The organism is Sorangium sp. So ce124, assembly GCF_051525235.1.
Classification (GTDB): Bacteria; Myxococcota_A; Polyangia; order Polyangiales; family Polyangiaceae; genus Sorangium; species Sorangium atrum.
This window is the reverse complement of record NZ_CP150312.1, coordinates 5,623,926-5,645,902: the sequence shown is the minus strand read 5'-3', so window position 1 is coordinate 5,645,902 and position 21,977 is coordinate 5,623,926. Positions and strand designations below refer to the sequence as shown.

Sequence of the window (21,977 nt, the reverse complement as noted above, 5' to 3'; positions counted from 1 at the left end):
CCCTCTCGTAGACAGCTCGTTTCTCGGTGTCAGGCCGGCGGGAGGGCCTGCTCGCAGATCTCCCGGAGCTTCCCCATCATGTCGGGCAGGACCTGGAGCGTGACCCGACGCATCTCGGTCCCCTCCTTGTAATGCAGCGTCAACATGGCCACGCTGACGCGGAGCTCTGCCCCCTGGGCCGCGCCCTCGATCGTGTCGAGGCGCCAGGCGGCGTGGACGAGCAGGTTGCCATGCTCGACCAGCGCCGCCGTCGCGAGCGCTCGCCGGATCTGCGCCTTTGCCGGCGCGTAGCCCGCGAGGAGGACTTCCCGGATCCGCGGCGCGTCCGGGCAGACCACCTCGAGATCGGCCCCGAGCTCCTCGGCGGACACGTCCAGCTTCGCGGCGGACTGGATGAGGAAGCGGCTCGCCTTGATGACCCGGGCGAGGTCGTCGCCCGAGATCCGGTAGGCGGCGGTGAAGACGTCGAGCAGCTTCTCGGTGTCCTGCGTGAGCTCGTCGGCGAGGCAAGGGCCGAGCGCTTGCCAGAGCTTCGACTGCGCCTCGATGGGCATGCGGAGCAGCCGGCGGAGGTCTTCCCCGAGCTCGGGAGGGGGCGCTGCGCCGCCGAGGGCGCGGAGCCCAAAAGGAGCTTTCGTCGCGGTCAAGGTCTCTCCGATTTCCTCAGGACTTGGAGCCGATCTGGAACAGGACGCCCGCGCTCGACTTGATCTGGTGCTGTGTCGCGTTGGCCGTCACGACCGGGCTCGGCGATTTTGTGTTGTAGAGCGCGCCCACGATGACGGGCCGGTCTGGATCTCCATTGGTGAAGGCGATCAGCACCTCCGTCCCGCGGCGGAGGGGCATGTGGATTCCGTAGTTGGGGCCGGCGAACGGCTGCGCCATGCGCATGCGGTGCGAGGCCCTTTGTTCGCCTGGCCGCGCGGTGTCGAAATGGATCTGGACGAGGTACCGCCCGTCGGAGTCGATTGAGGCGACGCCGCCTGCCTGCCCTTCGGCGCCCAGCTGGATGATCCCCGTCATCACGCCGGCGATGCGCGGCTTCGGCGTCCTCCGCGCAGGCCGGAAGGGGACGCTCGCGGGGACCGCGCGGAACGTGTTCAGGTACGAGTGCTCCCCGGCGCGCTCTTCCCCCGAGAAGAGGGGCAGCGTCGCCTCGTGCTCGACCTCGACGAGGAGCAGCGGCAGCGGCCCGGGCAGCTTGGGGTGATCGACGACCTCTGGCCTGGTCCCCGCGCAGAGGGTCGGAACGCCGCTCTTCCCCTCGTAGACCTTCAGGCGGCACGCGCGCTCCTCGCTGCGGACCCGCGCGAGGCGCTTCGCCTCGTCGGGGGTCTTGGCGTGGGTGCCGTACTCGACGATGCCGCCGCCGCCTCCGTCTTCGATAGCGACCCACGCCAAGATCTCGTCGACCGGCCCGCGATAGTTGTAATCCTGTACGATATAGTTCGAGGGCGCGACGCCGGTCGTGCGCTCCAGGGCGAAGAAGTGCCTCTTCCCGCCTCTCGGCAGGAAGGGGAGCTCGTCGGCGATCGGGAAGCCGGCCATGTGATCGGTGAAGACGATCTTGTCGTGCCCGTCTCCGTGCTCGAAGAAGAAGCTGATGCCAACGTGCTCAGCGAGCCGGCTCATGAACGCGAGGTCGGTCTCCTGGTACTGCGCGACGAACTCGCGCGCCGGGTACGTGCCCATGAGCCGGAGCTCGAACGGCAACGCCTCGTAACGCTCGAGCTTGGCCCGGATGATGTCGGGTATGGACTTGTCGAGGTAGATCTCCTGCGTCTCGACGAGGGCCATCCGGGAGGCGTGGGGGACGATGCAGAGCCCGTACGTCGCGACCTCGTCGAGGACGTCGAGGTGGTCCTTCAGCGGGCCCAGGACGCCGTGAATGCGGCGGATCTCGACACCGCCAACCTCCAGGATGAGGGTGATGTCGGCGCCGGGCACGGCCTCGGCTGGGAGATCATGGCCTGGGTCGCACGCGACCTCGATCTGGAAGGAGAAGAGCTCCGAAATGGCCTCGCGGCCGGAGAGCTTGTGGACCCGGACGTGGTGCCACGTCTCGCCCTCCGACTCGAGAACGATGGTCATGGTTTGAATCTCTTCCACGGGCTCGTCCTTTCGACGTGGTGACTGCCGCTATGACCGCTTGCCCTTGGAGGGGTAGAGGAGCCGCTGAACATCGACCCCCGGTTGCCTGGGCGCCCTGGGCGGCGGACCGGGCGCGCGCGTCGGCTCGTCCGGGGCCGCCGGGGGGGCCCAGCGCCACGGAGGCGGAGAGGGAGGCGAGGGAGGCGCAGGATCCAGCGGCGGAGCGCTGGAGATCGACGCCTCCTCGACGATCTGGACCGGGGGCGCCGCGGCGGGCGGAGCTGCGTCCGGGGGGGCCGCCGGGGGAGGATCGGGCAGGGCCACCGGGGGAAATGGTGCCTCGGCCGGCGCTGCTTCCGCGTGGTGCTCCCCGGCGTCGAGGAAGGGCAGGTCGCTCCCTGGGGCCTGGGCGCGCTCGGCGTCCAGGGTCAGCGGGAGCGTCCCTGCGAGCGCGTGCTCCGGGGGCGTGCGCGCGGCGCCTCGCGGCGATGGCGCGAACAAGAGGGAAGACCCCGGCCGGAAGGGGAGAGCGGACATCAAGAGCGGCGGGTCGGTCATCCCCATCGTCATGTCACCCCCCGGGAGGGCGCTCGCCTCTGGCCGGCTCGCGGGCTGCGGTTCCGTGGCAGCGGGCATCGACGACGGGCGGCCGGTGAGCGGGGCGGGCCACGCGATCGGCGCGTCCCCGACCTGGACGCCGGCCACGACGTGCGCGGCCGCGAGCGCGGCCTCGTTCGGGACCGGGAAGCTGCCGCGCCACACCACGGTGCAGCGCTGCTCGTCGCCGTCGATGCGCAGCGTGTCGGCCCGGAGGCTCAGCGGCGCGCCCTCGGCCGGAGAGGAGCCGCCGAGGCCGTGGATCCGCGCAAGGCCCGCGATCCAGGGCAGGCGCATGCGCAGGCAAGGCACTCTGGCGTGCAGCCCTGCGAGCACGATCCACTCGTCGCCGTGCAGGGCGTCGACCTGCTGATCCGGGGGCGCCGACTGGAAGTACGACCAGTCGAAATCATCCGGGATGTCGGCGATCTCGCGCTGGAGGGCGCGCGGCGGCGTGGACCCGAGCAGCCGCTTGCGGGCGGGCATCCAGCACCCGACCGGGCCGAAGCCGGCGACGCGCCGCGGGTCCACGGGGTCGAGGACGTTCGGCTCCGCGGTGCCCGGATTCAGCCCGACGCCGAGCGGGTTGTCCCTCGATCCGATCCCGCCGAAGGCGCGGTCATAGACGATCGGCAACGACTGGAACCCCTCCTTCGCCTGAATCAAGAGCGACTTGTCGAGGACCGGCTGCGCGCCGCGAAAGATCCCGATGCGCGCTGTCATGCGCTGGGTGACGGCGCGCTCGGGCGGGGCGTACGCGTGTCCGGTGAAGAGCACGTCGGCGCGGGGCAGGTAGGGGGCGATATCGCTCGTGAACCGGATGCTCCGCCCGGGATTGTTGCCATGATGGATATCGGCGCGGAGGATCTCCTGCGGCGCCGCGCGAACCATTGCCGCGTCGTGCGCGAACGCGAATGTCGCCTTGACGATCGCGGTGACATGGAGCTGGCCCCTGAAGCGCCACGCCATTGTGGTGGCGGACGCGCCCGGTGCCGGCGTTGCTGCGACAGGGGAGGCGGCTGTCATTGGGGCGGATAGCGAGAACGGTAACACCCGGACAGAGGCGCCTGTCAACGCTGGTCCCGGCCGGATCCCGAGGTCCCCGCGTATTCCGCGCCGCCGCGGAGCCGCTGTCGCAATAACGAAGCGAGCCGTTCACACTGCGGTCATGCAATCGGTCGGGCCATTCCGTTCGATATGGGCGCCCGGCGCGCGGGTCAGGACGGATCCGTATGCATTGGAAGATTTCGTTCGGTCCGCTCGCCCAGGGAAAGCCAGAGGCCACCCTGGAGAAGTCGTCGACCTCGACCTTCAATCACATTCGTACTTCCACATGCAGACGCCCTGTTCGTCCGTGAGGCCAGGCCCGTGGTATTGGTGCGAGCACTCCATCCCACGCGGACACGTGGTGTTCTCGTCGCACGGCAACCAGCAGACCGTGTTGCACATGGGCGTGGCGGTCCCGCTCGGCGGCCGTGGGCAGTCCTCCGCGACTTCGCACGTGTAGTTGCAGAGCGCCGCCACGTCGCACCACATCGATCCATCCTCCTGCCGCTCGGCCACGTACGACACCATGCAGGTGCGCTCTTCCCCGTTCGCCTCGGGATCCGGACAGACGTGGGGGAGGGAAAAGTCGCCCTCATCCCCGGGCGGGGCCACGCAGGCGGCCCACGGCCCTTCGGTGGCCCCCTCGACGGAGGTCGCCAGGTGGACTTCCACGATCGGATCGACATGGCGGTCGCCGCACGCCGCCTGCGCGGACGCGAAGGCCGCGGACAAGCCAAGGGCCCAGAGCGTCGTAGTAGCCGTGATCTTCATTCGGTCCTCCACGCCGAGCGCCGAAGCGCCCGGCGTCCAGATGTTCTGCGCTGAGGTCACGGCAGCTGCCCATTTCGGCTCATGGCAGCGCGAGCTCCACCCCGAGAGATGCGCCGAGGAACGGGCGACCCCACGCGTCGGTCGCGCGGCCTGCGGCGTCGATCACGATGCGCGGCGCCGCGATCCCGGCGAGCAGGTGCTCGCTGATCCGCAGGCGTGGAGTCGGCGCGAACGAGAGCCCCGCGCGCAGGTACGGCGCGACCGCGTACGCGTCGTTTGACCTGCCGACGTACCCCAGCGAGCGGCCTTCGCCCTCGACGTGCAGCCAGGCGGCGGCGAGCCCTGCGCCGACCGAAGGCAGCCACGCGGCGTCGGTGGGGCCGAGCGGGACGCGCACCCCCAGGGAGGCGAGAGCCACCCGCACGTGCCGCGTGCCCTCTTTGCCCTCGCGGCTCGCGCTGGCGAGCGGGATCTGGACGAAGGTGGAGAGCCCGAGTCGAGCCCAGATCATCGCGTACCCCGACACGTCGAGCATCGGGGTGGCGGGCACGCCGCCTGGGCTCCACAGCACCGCGGGTGCCGCCCCGAAGCCGAATGTCATCGGTGCTCGTGGGGGTGCGACTGGCCTGGATGGCGGAGGATGGGGCGTGTGGTGGGCGCTGCCGGTTTGCGGGTGCAGGGCGTCGACGGGCGCAGGCCTGGCCGGCGGCGGCTCTCGCGCGTCGACGACGGCGGGGGCCGCCGGATCGGCTTCAACCTCGCCCCGCGATGGCGGGGGAGAGCGCACCTCCAGGAGGCTCGCGCGCAGGAGCTCCACCGCGCGGATCGCGACCGTGGCGGGATCGTCGGCCATCACGGTGCGCTGGACCGACTTGCCCGTCGCACCCTGGTCGATCGAGACCTCGACGCCGCCTGGCACCTCCGCCACGCGGAGCGCCACCGCCGCTCCGGCCTCGCGCGCGCTCGTCTCGATGGGTCCGTGGGAGGGCGCATCGGCGCCTCGCACCCTCACGACCTCCACCGTGAATCCGAGCGTGGCGAGCTCGGCGTAGACGCGCGCCATGATGGGGTCCGAGCGGCGATCGGCGATCAGGACGACCTTCGGGCGCGGCGGCTCGGGCGGCGCCGCGCGCGCTTCGGGTGCGACGAGGAGGCATAGCCCGAGCGCCCAGGCTCCGCCGTGCGCCGCGTGAGCCGGCCTTCGAGACCGCACTCACTCCCCCTCGAGGAGATCCCTGGCGTGCGCGGCGTGCGGCCCCGCCGGATACAGCGCCAGGTAGCGGCGCGCGGCCTCGCGGGCCTCGCCGGCCGAGCCCATCGACTCCCGGCATTCGATGATCCTCCCGAGCGCCTCCTGCGCAAAGGAGCCGCCCGGCAGCTCCTCGAGGTACACGAGGAACCAGCGCTCGGCCTCGGCGTACGATCGTCGCTGGTCGAACGCCATCCGGCCGAGGTGGAAGGCGGCCTTCGCCGCCTCGCCGGAGCCCGCGAACCGGCTCCGCGCCGCGGTCAGCGCCGCCGCGGCGCGATCCGGCTTCCCCGAGAAGCGCGCGACGTCCGCGAGCATCAGCAGATCCGCCGCGCTCGCGCGGGCGACGAGCCCGTCGAAGCCCTCGGCCTCGGCCGCGGTCATGGCCTCTCGGTACCTGTCGCCGGCCACGAGATCGCGCCAGCTCGGCGGGCGCGGGGAGGCGTCCGCGGCCTTCGCGATCCTCGCTCGTTCGCTGGTGCCGGTCGCCGCGGGGGCCGGTTCGGAGGCCGCCTGATCGATGCGCGTGGAAGACGGCGGAGGCGGGGCAGCGGCGGGCAGCTCCCGGCGCGTGAGCTCGAAGCGCTGCTCCTTGCAGAAGACTTCGAGCGTCTCTCCCGCAGCGACGGTGCGCCGCCCCCCCACGAGCGGCCCCGACACGGCGACCGATCCTTCCCGCAGCACCAGCTTGAGCTCCTCGCTCACCGGGGACCAGCTCAGCTCGAAGCGCGTGCCGGTGACCAGCACGTCGAACGGGCCGACGTCGAAGGTCCATGCGCTCGTCGCTGTGTGGGTCACCGTCGCCGTGAGCCGGCCGCCTTCCAGCAGCACGCGCGCGCCTCGCGCGTCGGCGGCCACCACGCGCGCCCGGGCGTTCGCGTCCAGGGCGAGGGACGTGCCGTCCGAGAAGGCGACCGCCAGAGGAGCGTCCGCGCCGGCGGCGATCCACGCCCCGACCCGACCTTGCGCCGAGCCGACAGCGAACGAGAGCGACCGCGACGAGGGGAGCAGGACGAGGAGCAGCGCGGCGCAAGCTCCTGCCAGCGCCACGAGGGCCGCGGGCGCGATCCAGCGAGCACGCGCGAGGCCGAGGCGGGCAGCCCCGGGACGGGAGGAGCCGCCGGCCGCGACCCCCAGGAACCGCCGGCGCGCACCATCGAGATCCTGCGCCGCGAGCTCCTCATCCTGGGCCCGGCGGAGCTCACGAAGACGATCGAGCGACGGAGGATCGCTCATGGCGCGCCTCCCTTCAGCCACTCCTCGAGGGCGGGTTGGTCCCGCGCCGCCTCGAGGAAGTGGACCTCGGCGCGGGCCAGCCTCCGCTTGATGGTCGCGAGCGAGACGCCGCACGCGTCCGCGACCTCCTGGAGATTCATCCCCTCGATGCGCCGCAGCGCGAACGCGATGCGCTCGTCGGCCGGGAGCCGGTCCAGCGCGCGATAGGTCGCGCGCAGCGCCTCGTGGGCTTCGCCTTGGTACGGGGGCTCCACGAGGGGTGGGAGCTCGTCGGGGGCGAAGAAGAGGAGCCATTTCCGGCGCGCGCGCCGCTGGATGCAGGTCCGCGCCGTGAACACGGCGACCGAGGTGATCCACGCCTTCAGCGCCGCCGGATCGCGCAGGGTGTCGAGGGAGGACAGCGCGCGGACGAAGGCGTCGTGATGAGCGTCGGAGAGGTCGCGGCTGCCGCCGAGCAACCGGCCGAGGACGCGGAGCACGTGCCCGGAGAAGCGCTCGTGGAAGGCGGAGAGCGCGGCAGGGTGCCTCGCGCGGAGGCCCTCCACGAGCGCCTCGTCGCTCGCGTAGGCGACAACGCCGAGCCGTCGCGGGGGGGCGAGAGCGCCGGCGCGCATCACCATGATCGTGGGGCTCCGCTGGGAATGACCGAACGCCTCCTGCCGCCTCGTGATCCGATCGGCCCCCTTGAGTCACGGCAGCGTCGCGGGACGGCTCACCGCGGACGAAGCCCGCGGGAACAGGGCGGGCAGCGCGCGCCCGGCGCCGGCCGAGAACTTTCCCCGCGCGCGCCGCGCATGCGAGGCTGCCCGGCCCCGCCGAAGCGCGCGCTCGCCCGAGAGCGCTCGCAGCGACCGGACCCGTCCAGAAGATGTAGGATAAAGTAGCACACGAAAGTTGTTGGCCGCCGGCGGGGCAGGGTAGACGGGGTGAGGAGGACGCATGAGGCGCAGCAAGGGCGAGAGCATGGACACCGGGGCGGTGCGGAACCTCGAGGAGATCCAGGAAGAGGATCCCGGGGCTCGCCCGTCGCGCGCGGGCGCGCTGGTGCTGGCCTCGCTCGGCGGGGCGTGCATCGTCTTCGCGGCGGTGGCGCTCCTGCGCGCCCCGCACCGCGAGCGGCCGGTCAACGCCGATCCGCTCGGCGATCTGGTCGCGCGCGCCCACCCGGCCGGCGTGAAGCCGGCCCCGCGCCCTGCCACGATCGGGGAGGACGTGACGTTCCCCGCGGTCCTCTCGGACGCGGAGCACCCGACGACAGCGCTCGAGGCCGTGCGCGATCCGCGGGCGGCCAGGGCGGCCACCTCCGCCGAGGCGCCCGCTGCCGCGCCCGCCCCGCCGTTTGCCGCGGACCGGCTGCCCGTGGTCCCGCTGCCGGCGCAGCACGTGCTCGGGCCCTCCGGGGGCGAGGTCGCCCCGAACGACACGCTCACGGCGATGGCCCGCCACGTGTCGCGCGAGGAGGGGCCCGAGACCGAGCGGGGAGGGCCTGGCAGCTACCAGCTCCAGGTGAGCTCGTTCAAGGACCCCACCGACGCCGAGAACTTCGCGGCGGCCCTGCGCCGGCGCGGGCACAAGGCGTACGTCGAGCCGGCGTACGTGAAAGGCCGCGGCCTCTGGCACCGGGTGCGCGTCGGCCCCTTCAAGTACAAGCGCTCGGCCGTGATCTACCGGCAGGAGTTCGAGGCCAAGGAGCGCCTCGTGACGTTCATCGTCGACCCGCCCAAGACCACGGTGAAGGTGGCTGAAAGCCCCGGCGACGACGCGTGAATCAGCGGCTCCAGGGCCATCGCGGTCGACGACAGCGACGTCTGCTGGGCGAACCAGGGGGCCGGCACGGTGGTGGAGCTGCGCAAGTGACCGCCTTCGCCGTGCCGCGTCGGCCCTGCGGCCGGCCGCCGGCTCCTGCTACCGGCGCGCCGCCCCCGGCAGCGCCGCGGCCGGCGTGAGCGCGCAGGACAGCACCCCCTTGGCCCCGGCGAGCTGCCCGGCGAGCTCGGACAGCTCCTGTCCGCGGCCCTTCAGCACCATCACCTGGAGCAGCCGGGCCGCGTCGAGGCGGACCAGCAGGCTGGAGACCACCAAACCCGCGCGCCGCTCCTCCAGCTCGGAGATCCGCAGCACGAGCTCGCGCACCTCGGGCTCGTAGACGAGCGTCAGCGTGGCCGCCACCTCGGCCCCCTCGTCCAGGGCGGCGCGCGTCAGGTCGGCGCGGACCAGATCCCGCAGCGCCTCCGAGCGGTTCTCGTAGCCCTGCGCGGTGATGCGCCGATCGAAGTCGGCCAGCAGCGCGCGATCCATCGCCACGCCGAAGCGGACCAGGTCGCTCATCGCTCGTCCCCCGTTCAGCTCTTGCGCCGCTCGAGGTGCCGCCTCGCGGCGTCCTTCACCGGCGACGTCACGTTCTTGCTCTTCGCGATGCCGCGGAGATCGGACTCGCGCAGGTGCTGGACCAGCCGCGTCGCGACGAGCACCGGCGTCCTCGGGTTCTCCACGAGGTTCCGCTTCACCGTGTAGCTCTTCAGCCACTCGGGCGTCGTCGAGATGATCCGCAGCACCTCGTCCGAGATGTTCCGGTTGCGGCTGATGAGGACGACCTCCTCCTCCTGCATCTGCGGGCTGCGCACGGCGGCGCTGGCCACGAGGCGGTTCGAGTCGCGCACGAGCAGCATGCGCTCCTCGCGCGAGCCGAGCATCGCCCGCCGGATCCGCTGCGACATGGTCATGTCGGCGAGCCGCTTGTAGAGCGGGACGTACTGCTCCTTGATCTCCTCCTTGCCCTCCTCGTCCTCGACGTGGGTGTCGACCGGCTCGTCCGCCGCGAGGGCCTCCGCGAGCGCCTGCGTCTCGCTGAACAGCACGTCGTCCGGCGTGGGCTCGGGCGACGGCTCCGCGATGAGCTCGTCCTTGATCGCGACGCTGACCTCGCGCCACGCCGGGATGCCCGTGAGCTCGACCCCGTTGCGGGAGGCGAGATCGACGAGGCGGTCGGCGGTCGACATCCGCGTGTTCTTGTTGAGGTAGAGCTTCTCGATGACGCGCGGGTTCTTGAGCAGCCGCTCCTCGTTGACGGCGATGAGCTCCGTCACCGCCTCGCCCCCGGTCCGCGCGAGCTCCTCGAGCGTCTCCGCCGCGATGCCCGGCATCGCGCAGAGCCTCTCGACGACCGGGAGGCGGTCCGCGTACGCGCGGGCCAGCCGATCGATGACCGGCGGCTGCAGATCCGCGCCGAGCGCGCCCTGGAGCAGCGGCTCGGGGAGCGCCGCCAGCGTCTTCTCCGCGGTCTCGCGGGCCGGCTCGTCCTCGCGCGAGGCGAGCAGCACGAGCACCGTCACGACATCGCCCGGCTTGAGCCCGGGGGCGATGCCGCGCGCCGCCATCTCCCTGAGCTTCTGCGGCGCGCTCGGCTGCGCCAGCTTCTGCGCGGGCGCCGAGAGGGCGCCGACGTCGATCGGCGCGGTCATCGAGGCGCCCTCGCCAGCGCGGCCCCATGTGGCGCCAGCGGCTCGAGCAGAGCAAGCAGAGCTGGCAGAGCGAGCGGAGCAACGGGCATACGGTCCTCCCGGCGGGCATTGCTGCCCTGCGATCTGCGGATTATCCTGAGGCCGCTGTGTGCCTGAAAGGCGCGGCGATCGTCAACGGAGAACGAACGGCGCGGGCCCTGCGCGCCGCCTGCCGGAATGAAGCCCGAGGTCCCGGGGGGCAGGGGACCGGCAGGTCCGTTACACCCAGCACACCGAGCACACCGAAGAGGAGCGCGACATGGGGATTTTCGATTTCGTGAAGAGCGGCGTCCGCGAGATGATGATCGCGCGCCCGGACGCGGCGAAGCATCTCATCGTCTACAAGCACCCGGATCAGAACGTCCCCTTCTGGTCGCAGCTGACGGTCGACAGCGATGAGTGTGCCCTCTTCTTCAAGGACGGCAGGTACATGGGTTACCTGCCCACAGGGCGCCACACCCTCCAGACCCAGAACATCCCGTTCCTGAACAACCTCGTCAACAAGTTCACGGGCGGGGACGTCTTCATCGCCGAGATCTTCTTCGTCAAGACGCAGCCGGTCCGCGGCGTGCCGTTCGGCGGGCCGCTGGAGTCGATGGAAGACCCCGTCCTCTTCGAGTTCGTGACGCCGCGCATCTTCGGTGAGTTCTCGCTGGTCGTGGTCGATCCGGTGCGGTTCGTCGTCGGGTACCACGGGCAGTGCGGCGGCAGCGGCGACAACGACGTCGTCCTGAGCTGGATCAAGGGCAAGTTCTTCATGAGCGTGAAGACCGTCATCGGCCAGGTCTGCGCGCAGCAGCAGAAGAGCCTGCTCAACCTCGGCGGCATGAGCATCGAGCTCGGCGCCCGCATCGTGCAGTCCGCGCCGAACCTCGAGGAGATCGGCTGCAAGATCCTCGAGATCGGCAACTTCAACATCAACTTCTCGGCCGAGGAGCAGAAGCTCCTCCGCGAGGCGAACAAGGCGCGCGGCGATGCGCGCCGCGGCGTCGGCATCGCGCAGGACACCGCCCGGGCGAAGCAGTTCGAGCTCGACCAGCGGTTCCAGCAGGACGCTCGGTACGTGCAGCAGCTGGCGGGCAACTGGCAGAACTACGCCGCCGGCCAGGCCATGATGGGCGCCGGCCAGGGCATGGCGCAGGGCGGCGACGGCAGCGGCGTCGCGGGGCTGGGCGCTCAGGTGGCGATCGGCGCCGGCCTGGCGCAGGCGATGAACCCCGCGCTCGCGGCGCAGGGCCAGCCTCAGTTCGTGCCGCCGCACATGCAGCAGCCGGGTGCGCCGCAGGGCTACCCGGGTGCGCCGCAGGGCTACCCGGGCGCGCCGCAGGGCTATCCGGGCGCGCCGCAGGGCTATCCGGGCGCGCCCCAGGCTGCCCCCGCCGCAGCGCCGTCGATCGAGCAGCGCCTGGAGCGCCTCGGGGAGCTCAAGAGCAAGGGCCTCATCACCGACGAGGAGTTCCAGGCCCGCAAGGCGAAGATTCTGGAAGAGATCTGAGTCCTTCCAGGCGCGCTGTCCGCCGCGCGCGGCGACCCTCGGGGGGGCGCTCCACGGCGGTCGCCAAACTGGCGCCATCTGATCCGAACCACTGAGCGCGCTTTCGGCTAGACTCGATGGGGTGCCAGTGACGCTCCGCATGGCCGGGGATGCTCAGCCCGAGATGACCGCCGGCGAGTCCGAGACTGCCGAGCTGTTCCATCGGGAAGACATCCCGCGGCTGCACGGAGACGAGCCATTTGCCCAGCCTCCGGCGCGCAGCGATGTGCCGCCAGCCCGAAGCGATCTGCCTCCGGCGCGCAGCGATGTGCCGCCAGCCCGAAGCGATGTGCCGCTGCGCAGCGATGTGCCGCCCCGCAGCGACGTGCCGTTCCGCAGCGACGCGCCGCCGCGCAGCGATGCGCCGTTCCGCAGCGACGTGCCGCCGCGCAGCGATGTGCCGTTCCGCAGCGACGTGCCGCCGCGCGCGGATACGCTGCCAGCGCCCGTCGACGCGCGCCCGGCGATCCCGCCGCTGCCGGCGCGCTTCGATGGGCCCGCGCGCCGGGGGAGGGCGAAGCAGACCCCGCGCGCGCGGCGCTGCCCGACCTGCAAGCAGACCTTCTCCGGCGACTCCCGCTTCTGCCCGTTCGACGGCGACCCGCTCGCCGACGCGCCCGACTGGAACCCGTCGGCCGATCCGATGCTCGGGCGCACCATCGACGGCCGCTACGAGGTGCAGGCGGTCGTGGGTGAAGGGGGGATGGGGACGGTGTACGAGGTGCGCCACAAGTCGCTCGGCCGCCTCTTCGCCCTCAAGGTGCTCCGGCACGACATCGCGCAGGACGCCGAGCTCGTCGCCCGCTTCATCCAGGAGGCCAAGGCGGCCGCGGCGATCGGCCACCCCAACATCGTCGCGGTGAGCGACTTCGGCGCGATCGAGGTCGAGACGGGGCAGGCAGAGCTGCCGTTCTTCGTCATGGAGTTCCTCTCCGGGACCTCCCTCGCGTCGCTGCTGCGCACCGAGAAGACGCTGCCGGCCGACAGGGTCGGGCAGATCATGCTCCAGTGCGCCGCGGCGCTCGGGGCTGCGCACGCCGCGGGCGTCATCCACCGCGACCTGAAGCCCGACAACGTGTACCTCGTCCGCAACGGCGATCAGGAGTTCGTCAAGCTGCTCGATTTCGGCGTGGCGAAGGTGACCGGCGGCAAGCGGCTCACGCGCATCGGCATGGTGTTCGGGACGCCGCACTACATGAGCCCCGAGCAGGCGGAGGGAAAGCGCATCGACGCCCGCGCCGACATCTATGCGCTCGGCGTCCTCATGTACGAGTGCTTCGCGGGGCGCGTCCCCTTCGAGGCGGACACGTACATGGGCGTGCTGACCAAGCACATGTACATGTCGCCCGAGCCGCTCGAGCAGGTGATGCCCGACGCCACCACGCTGGGCGCGTTCGGCCCGATCGTCATGCGCTGCCTCGCGAAGAACCCCGAGGAGCGCTTCTCCTCGATGGCCGACCTCGTCGAGGCCATCGAGCTCGCCCTCGATCCGCCGGGCCGCGGGGTCTCCGTCGCGCCCCCGGGCGAGCTGCCTCGCCACGAGTCGATACGACCGCGCGCACACGAGTCGATCCGGCCGCGCGCGCACGAGGAGATGCTCGCCCCGGTGCAGGCGCCCACGGAGCCGTCCGAGCCGCTCTCGATGGCCGCGCGCGTGGCGATCGCGCTCGCGGCGGTCCTCGTGCCCATCGTCATCGCCCTCGGCGTCCGCGCCTTGCGCGCCTCGGCGCCCGAGGCGGCGGCCGAGGAGCCGCCCGAGGCCGCCTCCGCCGCCGGCGCTCCCGGCGCCCTCCCGGCGGAGACGGCGCCTGCCAGGGCGATCGACGAGCCGCCCGCGGTCGCGACCGCGGCAGCGACGGCGGCGCCCGCGCCGCTCGCGCAGGAGCCGCCCCGCACCCAGGGCACAGCCGTCCCGATCCCGGCGAAGCCGACCGCGGCGACGGGCCGTCCGGCGGCGACCGCGGCGCCCACGGCCTCCATGGTAAGGCCGCAAGCAACCGGCGATATCGTCGATCCCTGGAAGCGCTGATCGCCCGATCGGCGCGCGACGAAACCTGGCCTTCCCCGCCGTCCTGTGTGCACGATGGACGACGTCGAGCACCGGGCCCGCGGCCGCGGGACAAGCGATCGACGGCAGCGGCGACGCTCAGGGCGGAGCGCTTGACAGCGTCCGTTCTGGCTCGCCATCCTTCGCGAGGCGGAAACCTCTAGTGGCCAAGCAACAGCTCCTCCTGGTCGACGCGGATCCGCGCAGCGTTCGGGTCCTCGAGGTCAGCCTGAAAAAGGCCGGTTACAGCGTGACCACCGCGAAGGACGGAGCGGACGCTCTCGCGAAGCTCGAGGTCTCCACGCCGGACCTCGTCCTCAGCGACACGCGCCTCCCCAACGTGGACGGATATGCCCTCGTCCGCAAGATGAAGGAGCACGCCGACTGGGCCTCGATCCCGGTCGTCTTCCTCACGAGCCAGCGGTCCATCGAGGACAAGATCCGCGGGCTGGAGCTCGGCGTCGAGGACTACCTGACCAAGCCGATCTTCGTGCGCGAGCTCATCGCGCGCGTGACGCTGCTCCTCGCGCGGCGGACGCGCGAGGGGATCACGACGCGCCACTTCTCGACGACGGGGCGGACCAGGTTCTCCGGGTCGATCCTCGACATGAACGTCGTGGATCTGCTGCAGACGTTCGAGGTGAGCCGGAAGAGCGGGATCGTCCACCTGTCGCACGCGGACAACGAGGCGCAGGTCTACTTCCGCGAGGGCAAGGTCGTCGACGCGACGCTCGGCCGGCTCTGCGGCGAGGAGGCCGTCTACCGCGCGCTGCTGTGGAACGAGGGGACGTTCGAGGTCGAGTTCTGCAAGGTCGACAACCCCGACGGGATCGAGACGTCGACGCAGGGCCTCCTCATGGAGGGGATGCGCCGCGTCGACGAGTGGGGCCGGCTCCTCGAGGCGCTGCCGTCGCTCGCGACCGTCTTCGAGGTCGACAGCGAAGAGCTCCTGGAGCGGCTGAACGAGATCCCCGACGAGCTGAACGGGATCCTGCGCCTGTTCGACGGCAAGCGCACGCTGATGCAGGTGGTCGACGCGTCCCCGTTCGAGGATCTCTCGACGCTCTCGACCATCTCGAAGCTCTATTTCGAGGGGCTGCTGGTGCCCGCGGCGGCGCTCCCGCCCGACGACGTGGTGCCGAGCGAGCCGGAGACCGCGTTCCACGACGAGTTCTCGCCGCTCTCGTCGCCGTCGAGCGCGCGGCGCTCCAACTACCCCGACGGGAGCCCGGGGAACGCCGGCTCGGACGACCTCGAGGACGCCGCCGTGGTCCCGGCGCCGCTCTCGAATCGGGTCTCCCCGGCGGTGCTCCCGCGCTCCCGGCCCGGTCACGAGCTGCACTCGCCGGCGGGGGACCCCGACGCGGAGGCCCCCGGGCGCCCCGTGACGACCCGCAGCGCGGTGCACGGGCCAGGGGCGGTCGGCCGAGCGGCGAGCGCGAGCGCCGCCGTGGCGCGGTCCGCGCCGGAGGGCGCGCGAGCACCGTCGGAGCCGCCGCGGAGCGCCGTGTCGGCCGCGACGGCGCGCTCCGGCGCGGCGGGGGGCCGCGCGCCGTCGGAGCCGCCGCGAAGCACCGTGTCGGCGGCGGCGGCGCGCGCCGGTGCGACAGCGGGCCGTGCGCCGTCGGAGCCGCCGCGGAACGCCGTGGTGCGCCCCGGCGCGGCAGGTGGCCGCGCGCCGTCGGAGCCGCCGCAGAACGCCGTGGTGCGCCCCGGTGCGGCGGGTGGCCGAGCGCCGTCGGAGCCGCCGCGGAACGCCGTGGCGCACCCCGGTGCGGCGGGTGGCCGAGCGCCGTCGGAGCCGCCGCGGAACGCCGCATCGGGTGCCGAGGCCGCGCGGGTTACGCGGTCGCGCGCGGAGATCGATCTCGACAAGGACACCACGCTCGCGAGCAGCGATGAGGCCCCGCTCACGCGGCCGCTCGTGACGCCGCGCAGCTTCGCGCAGAAGCAGCGCTCCACGAGGAGCGACAGGCCCATCGCCGCGGCCGCTCCCGCCGAGCAGCGCGTTCGCTCTACGCCCCCCGCGGCGCCCGAGGCACCTGCAGCGGCGCAGCCCGAGCCCGCGGCGCCGACCGCGCTTGCGTCGGCGCCGTCTCCGCCAGCGGCGGCGACAGGCGTTGCGCCGCCCGCCGGCGAGGAGCGCGCCGCGGCGGCCTCGACGAGCCCCACGCTGCGCCCCCGCCCGCCGAGCGATGCGCCGCCGCCCGTCGCCGTCCCGCGCGGGGCGGAGCGGGCGCAGGCGCCGCAGCCCATCGAAGCGAAGGCCGCGGAGGCGCGCCCGATCGCGGTGCCTCCGCCGCTGCCGAACGCCGCGCCGGCCGGCGCCGCGCCGGCGGCGAGCCTCGCGGCGGCGCAGGACGACGCGCCCCCGGGCGATCTCGGGCCGATCAGCGAGAGCGAGCGCTTCTTCCTCGGCGGCGGGGCCGTCGCGCCGGAGGGGATGGCGGCGCAGGACCATCGCTCGGCCGAGGACGCCGATACGACGGCCGGCGCCGTCGAGGCCACGCTCTTCGGGCCCCGCTACGAAGAGCGCCGGGGCCGCATCGCGCGGATCGTCGCCGGCCTGGCCACGGCGCTCGCGCTCGGGGCCGCCGGCGTGTGGCTGGTCGGCCAGACGGGGCGCCCCGTGCCAGCGGCGCCGGTCCATGCGCCCTCGCCCGAGGAGGTGCTGGTCGGGCAGCGCTCCGCGGCCGCGACCGCGGCGGCTCCGGCCGCGCCGGAGCCGGAGGGAGAGCCGGCCACCGCTTCCGCGGCGGGGCTCTCCACGACGACCCCTGCCGACATTCCGACGGGCCAGCCGGCCGCGCCAGCCTCGGCGAGCGCGCGGGCGAAACCCATCGCGCCGGTCGGAGCGCCTTCCGAGCACGCGCCGGCCGCCCACGCGGCGCCGCCGAGCGCGGCGGCGACCGCGAGCCAGGCCGCCGCACCGACGCGGGAGCCGGAGCGCACGGCTGCTCCGCCCGCGTCCGCGCCGGCCGCGTCCGCGCCGGCCGCGCCCGCGCCTGCCGCGCCCGACGAGGAAGGCGGGCCGCTCTCGGCGCGCGTGATGCGCGCCCTGGAGTCGGGGCAGACCGGCAAGGCGGTGCAGCTCGCGCAGCAGCTCACGGCCGCCTCCCCGGGGAGCGCCGCGGCGTGGCACCTGCGCGGCGCTGCAGAGCAGGCGGCCGGGCGCGGCGGGCGGGCCTCGTTCCGCAAGTGCGCCGAGCTCTCCTCGCCCGAGTCCTCGCTCGGCGCCGAGTGCCGCGCGCTCGCCGGCATGCAGTGAGCGCGCGGCCCGCGCTCAGCGCGACCGCGACCTGAGCCGGGGATCGAGGGCCAGGGCCGCGAGATCGAGCGCCACGGTGGCGAGCACGATCGCGGCCGCGGAGAAGAGCACCGTCCCGACGATCAGCGGGCCGTCCCGGTTCTGGAGCGCCTCGACCGCCATGCTCCCGACGCCGGGCCAGCGGAAGAGCTTCTCCGTGACGATCGCGCCGCCCGCCAGCGCCCCGAGATCGAGCGCGGCGAGCGTGGCGAGCGGCAAGAGCGCGTTGCGCAGCGCATGGACGACGAGCGCGCGCAGGCGAGAGGCGCCCTTGGCCCGCGCGGTGCGGATGAAGTCCTGGCGGAGCAGCGTCCGGAGCTCCTCGCGGACGATGCGCGCGTAGAGGGCGCTGCCGAACACGCCGAGGGTCAGCGCCGGCAGGACGAGGGAGCGCAGGTGATCGGCCGCCGTGGCGCCGTACCCGTCGTAGGGCAAGAGCCGGAGCTTGTAGGCGAGCACGTACTGGAGGGCGGGGCCCAGCACGAAGGTCGGCGCGCTGGCGCCGAGCAGGGTGGCGCCGAGCGCCGCGTCCTCCCAGGCCGTCCCGCGGCGGGCCGCCGCGACGATCCCGAGCGAGAGGCCGAGCAGGAGCTGCACCAGCAGGGCGGCCAGCGCGAGCTCGACGGATCGCGGCACCTTCGCCTCGAGCAGATCCACGACCGGCTTGCGGTAATGGAAGCTGTACCCGAGGTCGACGTGCAGGCCGAGCGGACCCGCCGCGCAGCTGCGGTGCTCCGGATCGGCGCGCGCGCCCGCGTCGGGGCCAGCGGCGCTGCCGTCGCCGCCCCGCGCGGGGCCGAGGTGGACGAGCCGCCGTACGAACCGCGCGAACTGCACGGGGACCGGGCGATCCAGCCCGTGGATGGCCCGCGCGCGCTCGAGGTCCGCCGCCGAGGCCTGCGGCCCGACGAGCATCCGCGCGGCGTCTCCCGGCAGGAGGTACGCTATCCCGAACGAGACGGCGGTGACCCCGGCGATGACGATCGCGGCCCAGCCGAGGCGCCGGAGCAGGCGCGCGAGCGCGGAGCCCACCGCGGAGGCGCGGCCCGGGCGGGGCGTGGAGGCACGGCGCGCGCGCGTGGTGCTCATCGGGGGAGGGCCGCGCGCGCGAGCAGCGCGCGGAGCGGCGTCGCGGTTCGTGGCGCGGCGGCGCGCGGCCCTCCGCCGGCCGCGGGCCGCGCGGACGGGTCGAGCCAGACCTCGTGGAGGCGGGACGTGAGCGCGGCGGCGCCCTCGTGGCCGCGCACGTAGGGGTGCCAGAGCTCCAGCTGCCGCGCCGTGTACGTGGGCACCCACGGCGCGCGATCGCGGACGATGCGCTCGGCGCGGTCGTAGAGCGCGAGGCGCCGCGCGCGATCCTGCTCGGCGTGGGCGGCGTCGAGCGTGCGATCGAGCTCCTCGTCGCTGAAGAAGGCGTAGTTCTGCGAGCCCTCGTCGCGGATGGCGCGCGTGGAGAGCGTCGGCTCGAAGACGCTCGCCGGGTCGGGGAAATCGGCCTGCCACCCGACCCAGCCCATGGGGACGGCGCGGCGCCGCGAGGCCTCGGCGAGGTAGGTCGCCCAGCTGACGAGCCGCAGGCGGACGCGGAGGCCGATCCTGGCGAGCTGCTGCTGGACGATCTCGCCGATCGCCTGCTCCAGCGTGTCCGGGACCGCGATGTAGTCGATGACGCCCGGGTAGCCGCCCTTCCCGGTCGCCGGATCGAACGGGTAGCCGGCCGCGGCCATCTGCTCGAGCGCGCGCGAGAGGTCGTGCCGCCGCATCGGCGCGTCGCGCGGGGGGCCCGGGATCGACGGCGGCAGCACCCGGTCGAGCGCGAGCAGATCGGGGCGCACCTTCTCCAGCACGGTGGGGTCGAGGGCGAACGCGACCGCGCGCCGGACGGCGAGCCGGTCGAACGGCGCGAGCTCGGTGTTGAGGAAGACGGCGTTGGTCCTGTTGCGGGTCACCCAGCGCCTGTGCCCCTCCCACCCGGGCGCGGCGCGGTAGGCCGCCGCGTCGATCGCGGTCAGATCGCGCAGGGTGTCGAGCTCGCCCTCCTCGAACTTGTAGCGCTGGGTCGTCGCGCGCACGCCCGTCTGCCACTCGATGGCGTCGAGGTACGGCAGGCCCGGGCGGAAGTACCCCTCGTGGCGGGCGAGCCCGATGCTGCCGTCCTGGTCCCACCGCGCGACGCGGAACGGGCCGGCGCCGCACGGCGGCGGCGGGCTCGCCGCGTCGACCACGGCCCCGGACGAGGGGCACACCGGCGCCATGAACGCGAGCGTCATGAGGGGCAGGAACGTCGCGTCCGGCGCGCGCAGATCGATCGCGACCGCGTGGTCGCCGAGCACCCGCACACCGGCGAGGTGCGGCGCCGCGCCCGCGCGGTACTCGGCGAAGCCCTCGATCATGTCGTACTGGCTCGCGCCCGGGCTCGGCGTCCTCGGGTGGAGGGTCCGCTCGATCGAGCGCTTCACGTCGGCGGCGCGGAGCTCCGCGCCGTCGTGGAACCGCACGCCCTCGCGCAGCGTGAAGACGTACGTCCGCCCCCCGCGCTCCACCTCGATCGCGCGCGCGAGATCGGGCGTGATGCGGCCGCCCTGGTCCCACGCGACGAGGCGGGCGAAGACGAGCTCCGCGACGGTGCTCGAGAGCTCGTCGTACGCGATCGCCGGATCGAGCGCGCGCGCGTTGACCGTGGTCGCGAGGCGCAGCGTCCCGCCGCGCACGGGCGCGCTGGACGCCAGCTCGCTGCCGAGGGGCGCGCGGACGCCGCCCGCCGAGCCGCCCGAGAGCAGGAGCAGCGCCGCGCCCGCGACGAGCAGATCGACCGGCAGGCGACGGCCGCGCGGGAGCGCCGCGCCGGCCGGATCGAGCGCGTCGCGGAGCCCCTCGCTCGCGCGGTGGAAGCCGAGCACGGCGAGCACGATGGCGAAGCCCGGCGCGGCCACAAGGAGCGGCCTTACCCCGAGGTACGGCTCGGCCTCGTGCAGCATGCGGCCCCAGGTCGCGGTCGGCGGCTGCGCGCCGACGCCCAGGTAGCCGAGGGCGGCTTCCGCGAGGATCATCTGCCCGGCGCTGATCGTCGCGAGCGCGAGCAGCGTCCCGCCGACGTTCGGCAGGACGTGCCGCCGGACGACGTGCAGCGGCCCCGCGCCGAGCGCGCGCGCGGAGGCCACGAAATCGCGCTGCGCGAGCTCCGCCGTCTTGGCCCGGACGACCCGCGCCGCGCCGGTCCACCCCGTGAGGCCGAGCACGAGCAGGATCGTCCCCACGTCCGCGCGCCCCACGGCGACGCCGATCGCGGTCACGAACAGGAGGTACGGCAGGGCGAGGATCACGTCGACGAGCCGCATGAGCGCGCCGTCGAGCGCGTCCGCCCGCGTGCCGGCGGCCATGCCGGCCGTGACGCCGACGAGCGCGCCGAGCCCCGTGGCGAGGGCGGTCGACGAGAGCGCGATGGCGAGGGAGAGCCGCGCGCCGTGCGCGAGGCGCGCGAGCAGGTCGCGGAAGAGCGGGTCCGTCCCGAGCCAGTGGGCGGCCGACGGCCCGGGCGGCGCTCCGGAGGCGTCGCGGGCCAGGGTGAAGTCGCTCGCGTTCGGGTCGTGGGCGATGACGGCCGGCCCCACCGCGGCGAACAGCGAGAGCAGCGCGACGATCCCGAGGCCGAGCAGCGCCGAGCGGTCCCCGAGGAACCGCCGCGCCGCGTCCTCGCCGAGGACGGCGCGCCCGGCGCGCTCGGCCGCTCGCGCCGCGCCGCGCGAAAGCCGAGCCCAGCGCGCCGCCGCCGTCACCGCTTCCCTTCGAGGAACTGCGTCACGAGCGCGACGAACTCCCCCGGGCGTTCCTCGTGGGGCGAGTGTCCGGCGTCCATGATCTCGAGCATCGCGCCGGAGATCTCGCGGGCGAGCCGCTGCGCGCTCGCCGCCGGGAAGATGCGGTCGTCGCGCCCCCACACGACGAGGGTCGGGGCCGTGATCCGGGTGAGGCGCGCGACGACGGGGCGCGCGTCGAGCACCGCGCGCATCACCGCGTGGGCGCTCTCGCGCGCCGAGGGGGCGTTGAAGAGGTCGTAGTGCCTGTCGACGCGCGACAGGGGCACGGCCGCGTCCGCCCGGAACACATCGTCGCGGAAGTACGACCGGAACGTGCCGCGGCCGTGGAGCTGCTTGAAGACGATGCCGCCGACGATCGGCAGGAGCGGGAGCTTCATCTTGAAGCTCATCGGGAACGGGTAACAGAGCGCGTCCTCCAGGACGAGCCGCTGCACGAGCTCCGGGTGGTTGGCGGCCAGCGTGATCGCGACGGCGGCGCCCATCGCGTGGCCGACGAGGTGCGCGCGGCCGACGCCGAAGGCGGCGATGAGGTCGGCCACGGCCTCGGCGAACGTCTCGATGCCGTAAGCGTACCGCGCCGGGCTCGGCTTCTCGCTCTCTCCGAAGCCCGGGAGGTCCGGGGCGATGACGTGGAACCGCTGGGCCAGCGTGTCGATCACGTCATCGAACTCCAGGTGGCTGACGAGGAAGCTGTGGATCAGGAGCAGCGCCGGGCCGTTGCCCGCGCCGGCGACCAGGACCCGCATCCTGACACCCCGGGCGGTGACATCCCTGATGACG

At 73.5% G+C, this 21,977-nt stretch carries 16 protein-coding genes; 4 read left to right on the top strand and 12 right to left on the bottom strand.

Annotated elements, in window-relative coordinates; genetic code table 11:
- Positions 1-29 precede the first annotated feature (29 nt).
- The 7 genes from WMF19_RS21045 to WMF19_RS21015 form a co-directional block, all read right to left on the bottom strand.
- The gene (locus WMF19_RS21045) at positions 30-647 is read right to left on the bottom strand and encodes a COMM domain-containing protein (protein WP_437900729.1); all 618 of its coding nucleotides are present in this window, start codon (positions 645-647) and stop codon (positions 30-32) included.
- A gap of 16 nt (positions 648-663) precedes the next feature.
- Positions 664-2,091 (bottom strand): type VI secretion system Vgr family protein, encoded by a 1,428-nt coding sequence (locus WMF19_RS21040; RefSeq protein ID WP_437900728.1) that lies wholly within the window; start codon positions 2,089-2,091, stop codon positions 664-666.
- A 48-nt stretch (positions 2,092-2,139) separates the two neighbouring features.
- The gene (locus tag WMF19_RS21035; RefSeq protein WP_437900727.1) at positions 2,140-3,657 is read right to left on the bottom strand and encodes a DUF2169 family type VI secretion system accessory protein; all 1,518 of its coding nucleotides are present in this window, start codon (positions 3,655-3,657) and stop codon (positions 2,140-2,142) included.
- A 342-nt stretch (positions 3,658-3,999) separates the two neighbouring features.
- Positions 4,000-4,566, bottom strand: a complete 567-nt coding sequence (locus WMF19_RS21030) for a hypothetical protein (RefSeq protein ID WP_437900726.1) — start codon at positions 4,564-4,566, stop codon at positions 4,000-4,002.
- 19 nt (positions 4,567-4,585) lie between these two features.
- The gene (locus WMF19_RS21025) at positions 4,586-5,719 is read right to left on the bottom strand and encodes a hypothetical protein (RefSeq protein ID WP_437900725.1); all 1,134 of its coding nucleotides are present in this window, start codon (positions 5,717-5,719) and stop codon (positions 4,586-4,588) included.
- On the bottom strand, positions 5,720-6,991 hold the full coding sequence (locus WMF19_RS21020; RefSeq protein WP_437900724.1) for a tetratricopeptide repeat protein: 1,272 nt from the start codon (positions 6,989-6,991) through the stop codon (positions 5,720-5,722). It lies immediately after the preceding gene.
- The gene (locus WMF19_RS21015; RefSeq protein WP_437900723.1) at positions 6,988-7,605 is read right to left on the bottom strand and encodes an RNA polymerase sigma factor; all 618 of its coding nucleotides are present in this window, start codon (positions 7,603-7,605) and stop codon (positions 6,988-6,990) included. The genes WMF19_RS21020 and WMF19_RS21015 overlap by 4 nt, the downstream gene beginning before the upstream one ends.
- A 325-nt stretch (positions 7,606-7,930) precedes the next feature.
- On the opposite strand from WMF19_RS21015, the gene WMF19_RS21010 reads away from it, so the two are divergent.
- On the top strand, positions 7,931-8,758 hold the full coding sequence (locus WMF19_RS21010) for an SPOR domain-containing protein (protein ID WP_437900722.1): 828 nt from the start codon (positions 7,931-7,933) through the stop codon (positions 8,756-8,758).
- Between the two features lie 138 nt (positions 8,759-8,896).
- On the opposite strand, the gene nikR is transcribed toward WMF19_RS21010, so the two are convergent.
- A complete protein-coding gene (nikR, locus tag WMF19_RS21005) occupies positions 8,897-9,319 on the bottom strand; it encodes a nickel-responsive transcriptional regulator NikR (RefSeq protein ID WP_437330351.1) in 423 nt (140 codons plus the stop codon).
- Between the two features lie 14 nt (positions 9,320-9,333).
- A complete protein-coding gene (locus WMF19_RS21000) occupies positions 9,334-10,452 on the bottom strand; it encodes a hypothetical protein (RefSeq protein WP_437900721.1) in 1,119 nt (372 codons plus the stop codon).
- A 298-nt stretch (positions 10,453-10,750) separates the two neighbouring features.
- Here WMF19_RS21000 and WMF19_RS20995 point away from each other — a divergent pair, with 298 nt between their 5' ends.
- From WMF19_RS20995 to WMF19_RS20985, 3 genes are all read left to right on the top strand, one after another.
- Positions 10,751-11,986 (top strand): SPFH domain-containing protein, encoded by a 1,236-nt coding sequence (locus WMF19_RS20995; RefSeq protein ID WP_437330349.1) that lies wholly within the window; start codon positions 10,751-10,753, stop codon positions 11,984-11,986.
- A 139-nt stretch (positions 11,987-12,125) separates the two neighbouring features.
- On the top strand, positions 12,126-14,054 hold the full coding sequence (locus WMF19_RS20990) for a protein kinase domain-containing protein (protein WP_437900720.1): 1,929 nt from the start codon (positions 12,126-12,128) through the stop codon (positions 14,052-14,054).
- Positions 14,055-14,235: 181 nt separating this feature from the next.
- On the top strand, positions 14,236-17,340 hold the full coding sequence (locus WMF19_RS20985; RefSeq protein WP_437900719.1) for a response regulator: 3,105 nt from the start codon (positions 14,236-14,238) through the stop codon (positions 17,338-17,340).
- A 15-nt stretch (positions 17,341-17,355) separates the two neighbouring features.
- On the opposite strand, the gene WMF19_RS20980 is transcribed toward WMF19_RS20985, so the two are convergent.
- From WMF19_RS20980 to WMF19_RS20970, 3 genes are read right to left on the bottom strand one after another with little or no spacing between them, the layout of a single operon-like run.
- Positions 17,356-18,468: an ABC transporter permease gene (locus tag WMF19_RS20980; RefSeq protein WP_437900718.1), complete on the bottom strand. Its 1,113-nt coding sequence runs from the start codon at positions 18,466-18,468 to the stop codon at positions 17,356-17,358.
- Positions 18,465-21,155 carry an ABC transporter substrate-binding protein gene (locus WMF19_RS20975; protein ID WP_437900717.1) on the bottom strand — a complete coding sequence of 897 codons (2,691 nt, stop codon included), beginning with the start codon at positions 21,153-21,155 and terminating at the stop codon, positions 18,465-18,467. Before WMF19_RS20975 ends, WMF19_RS20980 begins: the two co-directional genes overlap by 4 nt.
- Positions 21,152-21,943: an alpha/beta fold hydrolase gene (locus WMF19_RS20970; protein ID WP_437330344.1), complete on the bottom strand. Its 792-nt coding sequence runs from the start codon at positions 21,941-21,943 to the stop codon at positions 21,152-21,154. Before WMF19_RS20970 ends, WMF19_RS20975 begins: the two co-directional genes overlap by 4 nt.
- Between the last annotated feature and the right edge of the window lie 34 nt (positions 21,944-21,977).